Below are 16,679 nucleotides of genomic sequence, written 5' to 3'. Positions count from 1 at the left end.
AGGGAAATGGATACGATAGAGACAACGGCTTTTCATCTAATTTTACATGGGGGAAATGCAAGAAGCTCAGCGATGGAGGCAATTCAATTTGCGAAACAAGGAAAGTTTTCCGAAGTGGACGAAAAATTGCAAGAGGCGGACAGCGAGTTAAAGGAAGCGCATCGTTTACAAACAGCGTTGATTCAACGAGAGGCAGGCGGCGAAAAGGTCAAACTTACGTTGCTGTTCGTTCACGCACAGGATCACCTTATGAATGCTATAACAATGAGGGAATTAGCGAGTGAATTTGTTGATTTATATAGGAAGATGTTAGATGGAAAATAGGCCTTGCGGGTGCAAGGTCTTTTTTCTATCCTGCCATTCGCGGGCAGTAAAGGTTGGAGAAGAGCCGGGAAGAAAACTGCTCGTAAAAGCCCGATTGGAGAGGGCTAACCATCAGTGTCTGGGGGTGCTCCCCGCTGATGGAAGTTTCACCTTATGCACCGAAAACGCCAAGTTAAACAAATAATGGAACCACTTATGTACATATCCATTTATTTTTTCCACATTTATGTAAAAATGAAGTAGTAAAGGGGGGCTGATATGAAGGTTCATATTGATTTAGACCCAGCACATGAAGAACTAGAAATTGTGATAAGGACGAAAGAAATGACTGAAGATGTTCAACACATTTTGAAAATATTAGAAGGGGGGACGATAAAGCAAATTGTTGGGATAGAAGATCAACAGTTTTATTTATTGGAGTTTGAGGAAATATATTGGTTCTATTCGGAAGGCAGAAAGGTATTTGCCCAAACGACAAAAGGAAATCTTGAAGTAAAACACAGGTTGTATGAATTAGAGAGTGCCTTGCAGCGAGAAGGATTTGTTAGGTTCTCAAAATCAACAATTGCAAATATAAAGCATGTGAAAAGTTTTGAAATGTCGTTTAGTGGCAGCATGTGCGCCCATTTTTCAAATGGGATGAAAGAGTATGTTTCGCGAAAATATGTTGTGCTTATTAAAGAAGTTTTGAATATAGGAGGTTAGTATAATGATGGATAGAATAGGTGCAAAGTTGGCAGCCGGTATGGGGATGGCGATGTTTTATAGCTTACTATTTTTGGGGATCGTTTATGCAAATGGGGTGGAGACAATAGAGATAAAGACATTGTTAATTCAACTTGTTGCAGCAAATATAATTGGGGTAATCTTCTCTGTTGCTTCTTTTGTTTTTGAGAGGGAAGAATGGAGCCTGTTAAAGCAAACAACCATTCATTTCATTATATTACTAGGAACATTTCTTCCGGCGGCAATATGGATGGGGTGGGTTCCTAATCACGCAAGTGCCATTCTCATTTGTGTAGGAGGCTTCATTATCATTTACTTCATGATATGGTTTGCAATGACAATGTATTGGAAGAAAAAGATTGATGGGTTAAATAATCACCTTAAATAGGAAGCTCGGTACGTCGAGGGTCTCTATCTTGTTATTTGTGAGCTTTCCATCAGAGGGGGGAACAAGCCCCACACTGATGGAAGTTTCACTTTATTCAATAACGGTTATGTCACCTAAGCCGCGCGTGAATCGTTTTGTATACAATTGTTTCGGTTTTAATATAGATATTACGTAGTCAATCGCTTTTTGCGGATCTGCTTTTGTTCCACACGTATAGCAGTCAATTGCTGCAAATCCTTTTTCCGGATACGTATGAATCGAAATATGACTTTCAGATAGTAGAATTAATATGGTAGTCCCTGATGGCTGAAAGGTTCTTGCATCTACGGATAATACCGTTGCCCCGCATATATTTGCTGCTGTGATGAGGTGTTTTTGTAAGAATGGCTGATCATCTAAAAAAACGGCATCTACCTCCCATAGATCGACTAGTATATGTCTTCCGAATGTTGAATACTCCATGTTTCCTCCTTTTTTATCTTGTATTAATGGGCAGTAAGACTCTCACCTCGAGATATAGGGATAATGAAGATGCTAGGTGGGAATAACTGCGAGCATGTGCCTGATTGGGCAGAGTTTTCATCGGTAGGGGAAAGACATCATTGATGAACGTTGCACTTTATGATTAATACTCCATATCTTTCCCATAGTAACGATGCAAAATGAGTTGATCACGTCTGTTAATTTTGACATTTTCTCTTTCCTCTAAGAGATCATCTCTAAAGCGGAATAATAAAGCTAAGTTTTTCGGAAGTGTTCGGTGGGGAACATTTACGGAACGTTTGCTAATGTTACGTAGCGTCGAAGAGGAATAGGTTGCGATGTGAAAGCCCCAATCATTTCCGAAAGAAGGAACGATTGTATGATAACTTGCTACAGTTAAACCGGTACTGGCAATTGTTTTGCCGATGCTCCAATATGTTAGTGGTGCATCTTCTGGTGAATTGGCTTGGCAGACAAACACGCCTCTTTTTGTAAGGAAGCTAGCTACAGTTGAGAATAATTCTTTCGTATATAGCTGACTTAATGTGGGAGTTGCTGGGTCTGGGAAGTCAATAATGATAACATCGTATTTCCGCGAAGGTGTACGTAAAAACTTTTGTGCATCATATGCATGGATGTTCACACGCTTATCGAAAAATGCACTTTCATTTAACTGGACAAGTTCAGGTAATTCCGTAGCCAGTTTAATCACTCGTTCATCGAGATCGACAAGATCGACGCGACGAACCTTTTGATATTTTAACACTTCTCGTAAGGCAAGGCCGTCTCCGCCTCCTAAGATGAGGACAGATTCAGGACAATCTACAATTGTCATAGCAGGATGGACGAGGGCCTCGTGATACATTCTTTCGTCTACGGAACTAAATTGTAATTGTTCGTCAAGGTACATTCTGACGTCATTTACTTTTAGCACGTCAATTTTTTGGTATTGACTTGTTCCTTGATATAGAGACTTATGTTTTCCAGCCAATATTTCCGAGAGACTAATCTTATCCCATATGTCGCCTTGGCTGTGATAAGATTTTTCTTTTTTTTCAGATTGGGAAGTATATTCTTTCTCGCAATTATGCGATTTATACTTTTTGGACATGTTGAACTCCTTTCTTTTGATGCGAAATAGTTTTTGTTAGTTCATGATAGTATATGAAAATGAAGAGAGAAGGCTTGGACAAGTTAGTATTTTTATAGATTAATAGGAAGATAGGAGCTATTTCGAAAAAAACATTGATTTTAAGCGTATTCCAAATTATTTTACACAGCGGCTAAACAAGGAAATATAGAAGAAGCAGAGGAAGTGATGAATGAAGCGCATCATTTCTAACATGAGCTCATACAATCAGAAGCAAGAGGAGAAAAAACAGAAATGGCAGTACGACACTGAATAAGAGATCAATGCGAAAGGAGAACATGTCGCATGCGTAGAATAAAAATTGCAACGATTGGCGGTGGCTCTAGCTATACGCCGGAGTTGATTGAAGGTTTTATTAAGCGCTATCATGAACTTCCTGTTCGGGAAATTTGGTTAATTGATGTGGAAGAAGGAAAAGAAAAGTTAGAGATTGTTGGTAACTTAGCAAAGCGTATGGTGAAAAAAGCGGGAGTACCAATTGATATTCATCTGACGCTAGATCGTCGCGAAGCGTTAAAAGATGCGGACTTTGTGACAACGCAGTTTCGCGTTGGATTGTTAGAAGCACGCGGAAAAGATGAAGCCATTCCATTAAAGTATGATGTAATTGGCCAGGAGACAAATGGTCCTGGTGGTTTATTTAAAGCTTTACGAACGATTCCGGTTATTTTAGCTATTTGTAAAGACATAGAACAGCTTTGTCCAAACGCATGGTTAATTAATTTTACAAATCCAGCGGGCATGGTAACAGAAGCGATTCTTCGCTATACAAATATTCAAAAAGTCGTTGGGCTATGCAACGTTCCGATTGGGATTCGGATGGGGTTGGCGAAGATTCTCGAGGTAGATTCAAGCCGTGTACACGTTGATTTTGCAGGCTTAAATCATATGGTGTACGGACTAGATGTGTATGTAGATGGTGTGAGCGTCATGGACCGTGTACTAGAATTAGTGGCAGACCCAGAGAAACAAATTACGATGCAAAATATTGCGATGCTTGATTGGGAGCCTGATTTCATTCGTGCGCTTCGGGCAATCCCATGTCCATACCACCGTTACTACTACAAAACACGCGAAATGTTAGAAGAAGAAAAGCAAGAGTCACTAAAAAATGGTACACGTGCAGAAGTGGTGAAAAAGTTAGAGAATGATTTGTTTGAACTGTATAAAGATCCGAACTTAGATCATAAACCACCGCAACTGGAAAAACGCGGCGGCGCATATTATAGCGATGCTGCCTGTAGCTTAATTACGTCTATTTATAATAATAAAGGTGATGTTCAGCCTGTAAATACAAGAAATAATGGTGCAATTGCAAGTTTGCCAGCTGACTCTGCTGTTGAGGTAAACTGTGTCATTACAAAGGATGGTCCAAAACCAATTGCAGTTGGTGACTTACCGGTACCAGTTCGCGGGTTAGTACAACAAATGAAATCGTTTGAACGTGTAACAATTGAAGCCGCTATGACAGGCGATTATCATAAAGCGCTGCTTGCGATGACCATTAATCCACTTGTCCCATCTGATAAAGTAGCAAAACAAATATTAGATGAAATGCTAGAAGCTCATAAGAAATACCTTCCGCAATTTTTCAAAAAAGTGGGGGATTAAAAGCAGCGCTATTTAGCTCGCTTTTTTCAAATTCCTTCCACGTGCGATGTATATAGGAGGGGATATAATGATTCAATTAATTGTAAACGCAGATGACTTCGGATTAACAAGAGGTGTGAATTACGGCATTATTGATGCGCACGTGAATGGGCTTGTCAACTCCGCAACAATGATGATGAATATGCCAGGGGCAGAGCATGCCGTGCAATTAGCGAGGCGATATAAGACGCTCGGAGTTGGAGTACATCTTGTATTAACCGCAGGAAAACCGCTTCTTTCTGACGTACCTTCGCTTGTAAAAGAAGATGGTTCGTTTCATTCGCAAAGTACAGTGCGGGAAGGGAGGATAAATCCGTATGACGCCGAGCGAGAATGGACTGCGCAAATTGAAAAGTTTCTATCCTATGGTTTAACACCGACGCATCTTGATAGCCATCATCATGTACATGCACTGCCGATTTTGCATGATGTCTTAGAGCGTTTAGCAGAGAAATATCATCTTCCGGTGCGCCGCTGTGAACAAGAACGTGCAGTACGCCCATTTTCTGATGTGTTTTTGCACGATTTTTACGGAGATGGTGTAACGGACGACTACTTTATGACTTTGCAAGAGCGTGTAGCGGACGGGGCGACAGTTGAAATCATGGTACATCCAGCTTATGTAGATGCAGAGTTGATGAAATGTTCGTCTTATGTGATGAAGCGTGTTGAAGAGTTACGCATTTTAACAGAGAGCAAGCTTCCGAGCGAGATGGAGCTTGTCAAGTTTTAGAAATAGAGCTGATCAAGAAGTCTACTTTTTATTCAGCTCCAGCGAATGGGCGATTCGTGTGTCGAAGCGCTGATATATTTGGTGGACATTTGAAAGGAGTGCATTCAAAAGGTACTTATGTATCCGTTGAGTGCGCTCCTATTATTATTTCGTCCAAAGTTTGACCAGTTCCAAGTCGCTAGCTGAATATTCCCTTTCTCCATAACGAACTTTTTCGTAGATCGGTATAATATTTGCTGGCTTATTAAGTCGTAATAGCCACTGCTGCACGGTTTCATATGGTTTTCTTCTGTTATGTTTAGGTAGCTTTTTTTCCCATTGTATTAGTTCTTGTCGGATTTCATTATGAATCGGCTGGATGTCATTGATATGTTCATCTGCTATCGTAGTAGTTTCGGTGTGAGTTTGTTGTGTAGGACGTACAATAGAGGCTGGTTGGATTGACTTTTTCTTTTTGAAATATAGGAAAGCGAGAATGAGAGTTGCTGTGATAATTATAATAGTAGTTATCCATGATTTTTTGTTGTTTTGAATGCTTTCATTGATAGTACCAAAAATCTTATCTTTCCATGGCATTTGAATAGGTGGACCTTCGTAATCCTCCTCATCGTCCGTAATTTCTGTTGGGTCACCATGTGGTGCTGGCATTTGTTTTTTCCAATCCGCTTCATAGTTATAATAATGTCCCCAACCTATAAATGTTCTAAACTCCTGTTGTGTAAATAAAGAAAATGTAGATAGTCCCCATGAAATAACAACAAACACTAGAACAATCATCATTCGAGAGAACCAGAGCCGATTTTTAGGCATGCGCAACGCAACTCAACTCCTGTTTCTAAATTTGTCTGTTCTATAAATCGTAACACAATTTGCAGGTGTAATAAATTGAATATTTAAAAAAGTGAAATCATCCAAAGTGTGAGGAGGATGTAAAACTAGCTTTTATCCCGCATTAACGGGCAGTAATACTCCCGCCTCAAAATTCAGCAAAAGCATTGTCCAGCTCTAGCGGCTAGAATCCCCGGTCGTTTCGCCCCCTTGGACGAGGCAAAAAAGCGCCTCGTCCAAGGGGACTCCAACGTCCTACGATTCTGAACGAGCCGCTTCCGCTTTTCTTAAGAAGTTAGGCGGTAGATAAACTGCTGGCATGCGCCCGATTAGTGAGGGCTAATAATCAGTGGGGGATGAAGAAAACCCCTACTGATTAAAGTTTCACTTTATAGTACCGACAAAATCACCCCGCTGATCGCACCAATTATAACAATGACCCATGGCGGTATTTTCCAAAAGGCAAGCATTGTAAATAAGAGTAATGCGACAACGAAGTCAGTGGGCTGCATAACCGAGCTTGTCCAAATTGGATGATAGAAAGCGGCGAGTAAAATGCCGACAACAGCTGCATTTATCCCGAACATAGCTCCTTGTACGTACGGTTTGCGGCGCAGTGCATCCCAAAAAGGCAATACACCGACAACGAGTAAGAAGGCAGGAAGGAAAATGGCAATTGTCGCGATTGTTGCCCCGATTGTTCCGTCCGTAACGGCCCCGATATAAGCGGCAAATGTAAATAATGGCCCAGGAACGGCTTGCGTCATTCCGTAGCCAGCGAGAAATTGTTCTTTCGTTATATAGCCGTTTGACACAAATTCATTTTCTAGGAGCGGAAGAACGACATGACCGCCGCCAAAGACGAGAGAGCCTGAGCGATAGAAACTATCAAACATAGCAATCCAGTGCGAGAAAGAGCGGAATATCGGTAATATTATTAATAAGAGAAAAAATAAAGATAGGCATAGCGCCGCGACTTTGCGAGAGATAGGAATAGATATTTCTGTTTCAGCTGTGATTGTGTGCTCTCTGTATAAGAGCCATCCAACGATGCCCGCGAATAGAATAACGATAATTTGTATCCAAGCTGATTGGAATAATAGAACAGTAGCCGCGGCGATGACTGCAATCGCTATGCGGTTTCGATCTGGTGTTAGCTTTTGCGCCATTCCCCATAATGCGTGAGCGACAATTGCTACGGCTACTAGCTTTAAGCCGTGAATCCATCCCGTGTGTGCGATATCAATCTGTTGCAGTAATGAAGCAAACAGGACGAGCGCAAGAACGGAAGGGAGCGTAAATCCAAGCCAGGAAACAATGGCCCCAAGTATACCACCCCGTGATAATCCGATTCCGATTCCAACTTGACTACTAGCAGGGCCGGGAAGGAATTGACAAAGTGCTACAAAATCAGCGTAGCTTCTTTCATCCATCCATTTTCGCTTCTGAACGTATTCGTTATGAAAATAGCCAAGATGTGCAACAGGTCCTCCGAAGGAAGTGAGCCCGAGCTTTGTGGAAACGAGGAAGATTCCTGTTAATATTTGTAAGTGTTTTGCGATATTTTGTTTAGGTTTCATAGTAATAGGAGTCACCTTTTTCTTGAATAAAGTTTTTATAAATCTTATGCATGGCTAGAAGCTCGCGTCCATTAAAAAAGGGGACGGTTTTTTTATATGTCTTTATACATCATATCGAATCTATGTAAATAAGAATATGGCAAGAATGTAATGGATATGTAAAATTGCATATTTGAGAAGTAACTTTTTATGTTACAGTAAATTTGTAAGAAGATAGCCTCCTAACTATCTTTGATCCAACGGATAATAGTTCTGCAAAATTACTTGTCACTGAAAAAGAACAAAAAAAACCTTCTCATTTAGGCTTCTTTTGTTCTTTTTCTTTTTTAACGAATTGATTTTGAATAAAGAAATTCATTATAAAAACCACTTCAACCAATTTCAAGTGCTTTTCATTTGGTTGAAGTGGTTTTATGTCGTTTTTTAGCTTATACACATATAGGAGTTGAACAGCTTTAGCAGAGACTAAAGCTGTTACAATCTCGCGTCCTTCCAAAAATTCACTTCTAAATGAGAAGAAGGATTATAAGGAAGGAGTGTATACCCTTGTGAATGAAGGTAGTCAATGACTTGTGGCAGGATTTGTACAGTGACGTTCGAATCGTGCATTAATATGACTTCGACTGAATTATCACTTTGATTCATAACTCGTTCCAGTACGGCAGATGGATTATGAGCGCTTTTCCAATCGTATGTATCGATTGTCCAATCCCACATTTTATAGTGAGCTGTAACAAGAGCATCTCGATAATTTTTCTTTAAATAGGGCATGCTGCCATAAGGAACGCGAACGAGATGCGTGTCAATTCCAGTGATCATCCGAACAATTTCCCGAGCTTGTTCCATTTCAGAAACTAAAATAGAGGGATCACCATTATAAAGGGATTTTGCATTATGAGACATACTATGTAATCCTAAATAATGACCTTCTTCAATTACTCGTTTTGTTGTTTGAGGATAACGAGAGACGCGTCCACCGATAACAAAGAAGGTTGCTTTTCCGTTTTTTTGCTTTAAAATGTTTAAAATTTGTGATGTGTATTTGTTTGGTCCATCATCGAATGTCAAATAAGCCACTTTTGTTTGCGGAGCAGCTGTATATTGACGAAGCAGTTGTGTTTCAGAATGAGAGATAGGGCGATTCTCATGTGAAGGTACAACGGCAGCCTGCAAAGGTGATAGAAAACATAAGATGATAGTAGAAAACAAACAAATAAGTAAAAATGTTCGCTTAATCATGATGCTCACCCTAATTTGAAGATTGTACTGTTATCTTGCTCCAAGGTGGTCATTCTCAAACGAACTATATTTTGGAAAACAAAAAAACAGGAGGATTTCTTTAAAGAGATCGTCCTGTTTGTATATTTTTATGTTGTATTGGTTATGCTATTTTTATTCTTCACGTTTTTTTACTTTTTTATAGATTGAAATAATTGGTTTATAGCGATCGTGTACAAGACCGATTATTTCTGCCACAATTTCTGTAATTAAAATAAGAAGGAATAGAAGAAAAATCGAGAGCGATAATGTTGCTTTTGAAAAAATAATGGCATTCACACTAAAGAAAATACCAAACGCATAAATAATTAGCACCGTTGTTCGATGAGAGAATCCTATTGCCAGTAAGCGGTGATGCAAATGCGATTTATCTGGCGCTGAAATTGGTCTCTTATTTACAACGCGGCGAATTATCGCAAATGTTGTATCAAAGATTGGTACCCCTAAAATAATGATTGGAACGATAAAGCTAAACAATGTCACACTTTTGTATAGTCCAAGTAGTGATAGCACCGCAATACAATATCCTAAAAACAGTGCTCCTGTATCTCCCATAAAGATTTTCGCTGGATGAAAGTTATAGAATAAAAACCCAATTGTACTTGCTAATACGATGAGTGCAAGCGGTAAAATAATTGCGCTACCAGTACCGGTTACGCTAGTAGCAGCCATGTAAGCTAATGTTGCTAGAACAATGGAAGAAATGCCGGCCGATAATCCGTCAAGGCCGTCAATTAAATTAATAGCATTAGTAATACCGACAATCCAAAAGACCGTAATTGGATAAGATAGCCATCCAAGTTCAGTGTCTCCTAAAATTGGAATGTAAAGCACTGGTATTTGTAAATTTTTCACGATTAACAATGCGACTACAAGTTGTCCGCCGAATTTTGCTTTTGCAGATAATTCATACATATCATCTAAAATTCCAATGATAATAATGATGACAGCACCTATACTAATCGATACGATACGCTGTTCATACAAACCGCTAACAAAGCACCCTATTACAACTCCGATAAAGATTGCCAGTCCTCCAAGACGAGGCATAATGTTTTGGTGTACTTTACGAGCATTTGGCTTGTCTGTTGCCCCAATTTTAACGGCTAACTTAATTACGAAAGGGGTAGCGATTAGTACGGCAATGAATGATGCCAAAACTGCATAAATAATTCGTGAGTCCATTAATACCCCACCTTTTATATTTTAACGTATTGAAATCTCTCTTTTACTTCAAAATTCAATATATGTTTTTGGCTCATAACATATGGTATCATAAAAAGAATGGAATTCAATCTTTTTTTCGCGTGACTTTAAATTGTAATAACTGAAATATATGACATTTTTAAAGCGAATTATAAGATGAAAATTATTCTTAATATGGATGTTTTACAGAAAAATATGTATATTTCCTATTTAGGGATGATGGTAAATGTTATATGAGAGTCATGATAGAAATGTGTTGTGTAAACAGAATAAAGGTAAATGCTTTTCTTGTTATGAGCTATTAGGAGAAGATTGATTTTACAGGTAGGAATTGCTGTATAATAAATATAGAGCTATAGGATGATATATTTTTATAGGAGGAGAAACCATGATTTTAGTTGTTGGCGGAGCAGGATATATTGGAAGTCATACAGTAAAACAATTGTTAGATCAAAAATTTGAGGTAGTCGTATTAGATAACTTATCAACTGGTCATCGTGAAAGTGTTGATGAGAGAGCGACTTTAGAAGTAGGAGATTTAAGTAACGCTGCAGATTTAGATCGTGTATTTAGTAGCTATTCTATTGATGCTGTTATGCATTTTGCGGCAAATAGTCTTGTTGGTGAATCTGTTTCCAATCCATTGAAATATTATAAAAACAACGTGTCGGCAACGATTACGCTGCTTGAGAAAATGATGGAGCATGGCATAACATCATTTATTTTCTCTTCAACAGCGGCAACGTACGGGATTCCGGAGACAGATATTATCACAGAAAAGACTGCAACAAATCCAATCAATACATACGGACGCACTAAATTAATGGTTGAGCATATTTTACAAGATTTTCATGCCGCTTATGGCATGAAATATGTTGTGCTTCGCTACTTTAATGCAGCGGGAGCTCATGTATCAGGAACAATTGGAGAAGACCATACGCCAGAGACACATTTAATTCCGCTTGTGCTTCAGCACTTATTAGGAAAACGTGAATCGATTTCTGTCTTTGGTACAGATTATGATACACATGATGGCACTTGTATTCGTGATTATATTCATGTGACAGACTTAGCGGAGGCGCACATTTTAGCGCTGCAAAGTTTACAAAATGAGCAAAAGACAAATGAAGTATTCAACTTAGGAAACGGCAAAGGCTTTTCTGTAAAAGAAGTGATTGAAACGTGTGAACGTGTAACTGAGAAGAAGGCAAATGTGATTCACGTAGAGCGCCGCGCTGGAGATCCGGCACAACTTATCGCTTCATCAGAAAAGATTTATAACGAATTGGGTTGGAAGGCGAAATATTCGCTTGAAGAAATGATTCAAACAGCTTGGGAATGGCATACATCTCATCCGAACGGATATAGTAAGTAAAAACAAGTCAGCTGCAGGGAAGCAGCTGACTTGTTTTCATATTGGTTCATATGTCTTTTGGAGAATATACCCTTTTGTCGTTGTGGATTCTCATATATAATAACAAGTGTTGTCGTATATGACGAATCGAGAAACTGAAAGAAGAGAGGAATTGAATATGACAGAACGCATTAAAGTAATGACGATTTTTGGAACGCGTCCGGAAGCTATCAAAATGGCCCCTCTCGTGTTGGAGCTGCAAAAACATTCACAGCAAATTGAGTCTATTGTGACTGTAACAGCACAACATCGTCAAATGCTGGATCAAGTGTTAGACATTTTTGGCATTCAGCCCAATTATGATTTAAATATTATGAAAGACCGTCAAACGTTAATTGATATTACAACTCGTGGTTTAGAAGGTTTAGATAAGATCATGAAAGAAGCGAAACCAGACATCGTTCTTGTACATGGTGATACAACAACGACATTTATTGCAAGCCTCGCTGCCTTTTATAATCAAATTCCAATTGGTCATGTGGAAGCTGGCCTTCGTACATGGGATAAATATTCTCCATATCCAGAAGAAATGAACCGCCAATTAACTGGTGTAATGGCAGACATTCATTTTGCACCAACAGCGAAGTCGGCAACAAACTTGCAACAAGAGAATAAAAAAGAGGCAAACATTTTTATTACAGGAAATACAGCAATTGATGCATTAAAAACGACAGTAAAAGAATCGTATACACATCCGGTGTTAGAGAAGGTTGGAGATAATCGCCTTGTTCTCATGACAGCACATCGTCGTGAAAATTTAGGTGAGCCGATGCGTAATATGTTCCGTGCAATTAAACGTCTTGTTGAAACACATGAAGACGTACAAGTTGTATATCCAGTACATATGAATCCTGTTGTTCGTGAAATTGCAGGAGAAATTTTAGGGGAGCATAATCGTATTCATTTAATTGAACCGCTTGATGTCATTGATTTCCATAACTTTGCAGCCCGCTCCTACTTAATGTTAACGGATTCTGGTGGTGTACAAGAAGAAGCGCCATCACTTGGTGTGCCAGTTCTTGTTCTTCGTGATACAACAGAGCGTCCAGAAGGTATTGAAGCAGGTACATTAAAGCTTGCTGGTACAGATGAAGAAACAATTTTCGACTTAGCAAACGAGTTATTATCAGATAAAGAAGCACACAGTGCAATGGCAAAAGCATCGAATCCATACGGTGATGGTCAGGCGTCAGAGCGTATTGTGAAAGCGATTGTCGAATATTTTAATAAATAATAATTCTTATTTTTGAAAAGAAGAAAACCAGCTGCTCCTAAAAAGGAGACAGCTGGTTTTTTAGTGCCCAGACATTTGCCATTCTTCGTTTGATTGCTGATTGGATGGAGGTGTCTTTTGTGTATTTGAATTACGATTTGGTTTCGTTGTTTCTTGCTTTCCAGCCTGTGTATTCGAATTGTGATTCGGTTTAGCAGGTTCTTGTTTTTCTTGCTCTGTATTTTGGCCGTTCGTTGGTTTAGCAGGTTCTTTTGTTTCAGATTGTTCTTGCGTACCTGACGCAGAATCTGGTATTTCTAAGTTTTGATTAAGGGAATGGCGAACTTCTTGAATGTTTAATTCGTTTGGAATGAAATAATAAATTCCATCGATTTTCTTATCTTCGCCTTCCATTTTTATAGTTTGAATGTTAGATGCATCAAAGCCAGAGAATTTCTTATAGAGTGCAAGACCGTCGGATACAGGTATATCTGTTTTGATATATTTTCCGATTGCTTTTGCAAGATCATTTATCTTAAATACGGTAGCAGGTGAATTTAATTCATGTACAACCGCTGCAAGTACTTGACGTTGACGAGTTGCACGTCCAAAATCACCATTTGGATCTTGCTTTCTCATCCGGACATAAGCTAGTGCTTCTTCTCCGTTTAAATGCTGCTGTCCTTTTGTAAACTCAATCTTTTTGTAATAGTTCACATCGGATCGTTCCCAAAAATCAAATGGAACATCGACTGTAACGCCGCCAACAGCATCGACGATACCTTTAAATCCTTTAAAATCCAGTTTTATATAGTGATCCACAGGTACTTTTAAAAAGTTTTCGACGGTTTCTCTTGCCATTTTTTCTCCGCCGTAGGCATGAGCTGCGTTGATCTTATCTTTTTTATCACGCCCGGCAATTGTCACACGTGAATCGCGCGGGATACTCATTAAAGATACCTTTTGTGAATTTGGATTAATTGTCGCAAACATTAAGGAATCCGTTCGTCCGTTTTCGCCGCCTGTTGCATAATCTTCAATTCCCATAATTAAAAGACTGAATGGTTTTTTCGTAATTTCTACATCTTCTGTACGGAGTTTCGATTTATCGTGCTGCATGCCGCTATAAATTCCCATTAAAGAAGAATAGGAATTATAAGCATAAACTCCTGCGCCTCCGATAAGGAGAGCGAAAATGAGGAATATGAACCCTTTGCGTCTTCGTTTCTTTTTCATTCTTCTATTTTGGAGATGTTGATAACGATCTTCCATAAATAATCTCCTTTAAGTAAATATTTATTATTGTACTATATCTTGTTCTAAATATAGTATCTCATCTTCGTTAATTGTACATTTCCCATTTGTGATTTCAATCATCCATTCTGTGAAGGATTGTTTTTGGTTTTCCTCCACATACGTATCGAATGTAACGTAATCTAAGTAGTGTATCTCTTTAATAGTATATATCGAGTTACGTAGTTCATTTTCAACTTTTCCAAGTAATGTATAATCAACTTCCGTTTTCATGACGCGCATCAGTTTTCGTTCAACGATGCCGACATGGTTGAGACCTTCACTTGTGCATTTTCCATATGCACGAATTAAACCGCCTGCTCCGAGTTTAATGCCCCCGAAATAACGTGTGACAACGACGACAGTATCTTTTAAATGACGTTTTTTTAATACTTCTAGAATGGGTACACCGGCCGTACCGCTCGGTTCTCCGTCGTCGTTTGCTTTTTGGATTTGGTCATGTTCACCAATTAAGTAGGCAGAACAATTATGAGTTGCGTTCCAATGTTGCTTTTTAATCTTTTGGATAAACTCTTGTGCTTCTTCTTCTGTTGATGCGCGGTTTACATAGCAAATAAAGCGAGATTTTTGAATGACTATTTCATGTTCGCCATATCCTTTTACTGTGAAATATTGTAGTAACAATGATATACGCTCCTATCTTTGTAAATTGCAACTTCTATCAACGTGTATTTTAATCCCAATTAGAACGGGATAAATTACCAGTACTCTTTATTCTAAAAGGGCTAGTTTGGAGTTTCAAATATTTTTTGCAGAAATTTAGCTCTTTCTATTATAATTTGAATTTTTGTGTTGTAAATTGTTGAAATAGTGTTTATAATTTTGACCTCTCGTTTTCGCCAGTTAATGCACCTTTTTCCATTTTCATGTACAATAAATAATAAAACTGTTTATAAGGTAGGTACAAAAATGAAAATAGCTATTGTAACCGATAGTACGGCATATATACCCAAACATGTGCGTGAAGAATTACATATACATATGATTCCTTTGAACGTTATTTTTGGAAATGAATCTTATCAAGAAGAAGTGGAAATTACAACGGAAGATTTTTATGAGAAAGTCAGGGAGCAAGAAGAACTGCCGAAGACATCACAACCAGCTATCGGAAAGTTTGTTGAGTTATTTGAAGAGCTAGGGAAAGAGTATGATGCGGTGGTTAGTATACATCTTTCTAGCGGGATTAGTGGTACATATCAGACGGCAACGACAGCTGGTCAAATGGTAGAAGGAGTAGACGTATATACGTACGATTCAGAGATTAGTTGTGAAGTGCAAGGGTTTTATGTACATGAAGGCGCAAAAATGGCGAGTGAAGGGAAAAGTCCAGAAGAGATTATAGCTCGTTTTGATGAGATGAAGAAAACAATAGATGCGTACTTCGTCGTTGACGACTTACATCATTTGCAGCGCGGTGGCCGTTTAAATAGTGCACAAGCATTTCTTGGAAGTTTATTACAAGTAAAGCCGGTATTATATTTCCGTGATAAAATTATTATTCCATTTGAAAAAATCCGTACGCGTAAAAAAGCGTTAAAACGTATTGTAGAAATCTTTGATGAACAAGCAAGTAAAGGGATTCCAATGGAAGCTGTTATTATTCATGCGAACAGAGAAGAAGAAGCCAAAGAATGGGAACAGGAATTGAAAGAAATATACCCGCATGTTGAATTTCGAATTAGTTATTTTGGGCCAGTAATTGGGACACATTTAGGCGAAGGTTCACTTGGTTTAGGATGGTATACAAAATAATAAAAATGAAGCTCTCTTTTAAGTAGAGAGCTTTTTTGGTAAAAATATAAAAATAAGTGATATAACTTACTTTTTATAAGAAACTATTTTATAATAAAGAAGAGGTGAAACATATGGAACATAATCCGTGTTTATGTCCAAAGTTCGAATCTGCTTTTACACTTCTTAGTAAAAAGTGGACAGGTTTAATCATTACATCATTATTAGAAGAACCGAAACGATTTCGTGAAATTGCTGATATTATTCCAAACATGAGCGATCGTATGTTATCAGAGCGTTTAAAGGAATTAGAGAGCGAAGGAATTGTTGTGCGTGCCGTTTATCCAGAGGTGCCAGTACGTATTGAATATGGTTTAACAGATAAAGGAAAAGCGCTAGAGAGCGTCATGCAAGAAGTACAAAAATGGGCGGAGAAATGGGTTCATTAATAAAGTGAAATTGTATTGAGTGGGAATTTATTGTTAAAAAGTGCAAGATGGTGTTCTTGCGCTTTTTATTTTTATATACCAGTTAAAAAACGATATGAAACCCCTTTCTTTTTGGTGAGGTGAGAGCGTATGACATTGTATAGAATCGATCATGTTGTATGCTGAAACATCAAAATGAATTTATAGAAAAATAACAGAAAAACGGTAGACTG

The 16,679-nt window shown here is 38.5% G+C and carries 17 protein-coding genes; 9 read left to right on the top strand and 8 right to left on the bottom strand.

What is annotated here, in order from left to right; translation table 11 throughout:
• Positions 1-6: 6 nt before the first annotated feature.
• From PLX19_RS16305 to PLX19_RS16295, 3 genes are all read left to right on the top strand, one after another.
• Entirely contained in the window at positions 7-324 is a 318-nt protein-coding gene (locus PLX19_RS16305; protein WP_272189779.1) for a PTS lactose/cellobiose transporter subunit IIA, read from the top strand.
• Positions 325-582: 258 nt separating this feature from the next.
• Positions 583-1,029 (top strand): LytTR family DNA-binding domain-containing protein, encoded by a 447-nt coding sequence (locus PLX19_RS16300; protein ID WP_272189778.1) that lies wholly within the window; start codon positions 583-585, stop codon positions 1,027-1,029.
• A gap of 4 nt (positions 1,030-1,033) precedes the next feature.
• Positions 1,034-1,438 (top strand): DUF3021 domain-containing protein, encoded by a 405-nt coding sequence (locus PLX19_RS16295; RefSeq protein ID WP_272189777.1) that lies wholly within the window; start codon positions 1,034-1,036, stop codon positions 1,436-1,438.
• A gap of 90 nt (positions 1,439-1,528) precedes the next feature.
• Here PLX19_RS16295 and speD read toward each other — a convergent pair whose 3' ends face one another.
• Together speD and PLX19_RS16285 are read right to left on the bottom strand one after the other, a co-directional pair.
• On the bottom strand, positions 1,529-1,900 hold the full coding sequence (gene speD / locus PLX19_RS16290; protein WP_272189776.1) for an adenosylmethionine decarboxylase: 372 nt from the start codon (positions 1,898-1,900) through the stop codon (positions 1,529-1,531).
• 163 nt (positions 1,901-2,063) lie between these two features.
• Positions 2,064-3,032: a spermidine synthase gene (locus PLX19_RS16285; RefSeq protein WP_272189775.1), complete on the bottom strand. Its 969-nt coding sequence runs from the start codon at positions 3,030-3,032 to the stop codon at positions 2,064-2,066.
• Between the two features lie 324 nt (positions 3,033-3,356).
• On the opposite strand from PLX19_RS16285, the gene PLX19_RS16280 reads away from it, so the two are divergent.
• Positions 3,357-4,682, top strand: coding sequence for a 6-phospho-beta-glucosidase (locus tag PLX19_RS16280; RefSeq protein WP_272189774.1), 1,326 nt, complete (start codon positions 3,357-3,359; stop codon positions 4,680-4,682).
• Between the two features lie 67 nt (positions 4,683-4,749).
• A complete protein-coding gene (chbG, locus tag PLX19_RS16275) occupies positions 4,750-5,454 on the top strand; it encodes a chitin disaccharide deacetylase (protein ID WP_272189773.1) in 705 nt (234 codons plus the stop codon).
• Positions 5,455-5,598: 144 nt separating this feature from the next.
• Here chbG and PLX19_RS16270 read toward each other — a convergent pair whose 3' ends face one another.
• The 4 genes from PLX19_RS16270 to PLX19_RS16255 all read right to left on the bottom strand — a co-directional run bounded on the left by PLX19_RS16270 (position 5,599) and on the right by PLX19_RS16255 (position 10,325).
• A complete protein-coding gene (locus tag PLX19_RS16270; protein WP_272189772.1) occupies positions 5,599-6,234 on the bottom strand; it encodes a hypothetical protein in 636 nt (211 codons plus the stop codon).
• Positions 6,235-6,671: 437 nt separating this feature from the next.
• Positions 6,672-7,862 (bottom strand): chromate transporter, encoded by a 1,191-nt coding sequence (locus tag PLX19_RS16265; protein WP_272189770.1) that lies wholly within the window; start codon positions 7,860-7,862, stop codon positions 6,672-6,674.
• Positions 7,863-8,336: 474 nt separating this feature from the next.
• A complete protein-coding gene (locus PLX19_RS16260) occupies positions 8,337-9,101 on the bottom strand; it encodes a polysaccharide deacetylase family protein (RefSeq protein ID WP_272189768.1) in 765 nt (254 codons plus the stop codon).
• Positions 9,102-9,254: 153 nt separating this feature from the next.
• Positions 9,255-10,325 (bottom strand): glycosyltransferase family 4 protein, encoded by a 1,071-nt coding sequence (locus tag PLX19_RS16255; protein ID WP_272189765.1) that lies wholly within the window; start codon positions 10,323-10,325, stop codon positions 9,255-9,257.
• A gap of 409 nt (positions 10,326-10,734) precedes the next feature.
• Here PLX19_RS16255 and galE point away from each other — a divergent pair, with 409 nt between their 5' ends.
• A complete protein-coding gene (gene galE, locus PLX19_RS16250) occupies positions 10,735-11,721 on the top strand; it encodes a UDP-glucose 4-epimerase GalE (RefSeq protein WP_272189764.1) in 987 nt (328 codons plus the stop codon).
• 157 nt (positions 11,722-11,878) lie between these two features.
• Positions 11,879-12,994 carry a non-hydrolyzing UDP-N-acetylglucosamine 2-epimerase gene (gene wecB, locus PLX19_RS16245; protein WP_272189921.1) on the top strand — a complete coding sequence of 372 codons (1,116 nt, stop codon included), beginning with the start codon at positions 11,879-11,881 and terminating at the stop codon, positions 12,992-12,994.
• Positions 12,995-13,054: 60 nt separating this feature from the next.
• Here wecB and PLX19_RS16240 read toward each other — a convergent pair whose 3' ends face one another.
• Both PLX19_RS16240 and PLX19_RS16235 read right to left on the bottom strand, forming a co-directional pair.
• Positions 13,055-14,245, bottom strand: coding sequence for an LCP family protein (locus PLX19_RS16240; protein WP_272189763.1), 1,191 nt, complete (start codon positions 14,243-14,245; stop codon positions 13,055-13,057).
• Positions 14,246-14,272: 27 nt separating this feature from the next.
• A complete protein-coding gene (locus PLX19_RS16235; protein ID WP_272189762.1) occupies positions 14,273-14,911 on the bottom strand; it encodes a YigZ family protein in 639 nt (212 codons plus the stop codon).
• Positions 14,912-15,196: 285 nt separating this feature from the next.
• Between PLX19_RS16235 and PLX19_RS16230 the strand changes: the two genes are divergently transcribed.
• The gene (locus PLX19_RS16230) at positions 15,197-16,039 is read left to right on the top strand and encodes a DegV family protein (RefSeq protein WP_272189761.1); all 843 of its coding nucleotides are present in this window, start codon (positions 15,197-15,199) and stop codon (positions 16,037-16,039) included.
• A gap of 113 nt (positions 16,040-16,152) precedes the next feature.
• The gene (locus PLX19_RS16225; protein ID WP_272189760.1) at positions 16,153-16,467 is read left to right on the top strand and encodes a winged helix-turn-helix transcriptional regulator; all 315 of its coding nucleotides are present in this window, start codon (positions 16,153-16,155) and stop codon (positions 16,465-16,467) included.
• Positions 16,468-16,679 lie beyond the last annotated feature (212 nt).

It is taken from the genome of Bacillus sp. BP-3 (assembly GCF_028401955.1).
In the GTDB taxonomy this organism is placed as follows: Bacteria; Bacillota; Bacilli; order Bacillales; family Bacillaceae_G; genus Bacillus_A.
Note: the sequence above shows the minus strand (reverse complement) of the source record. Positions and strands in the feature narration are given on the sequence as shown.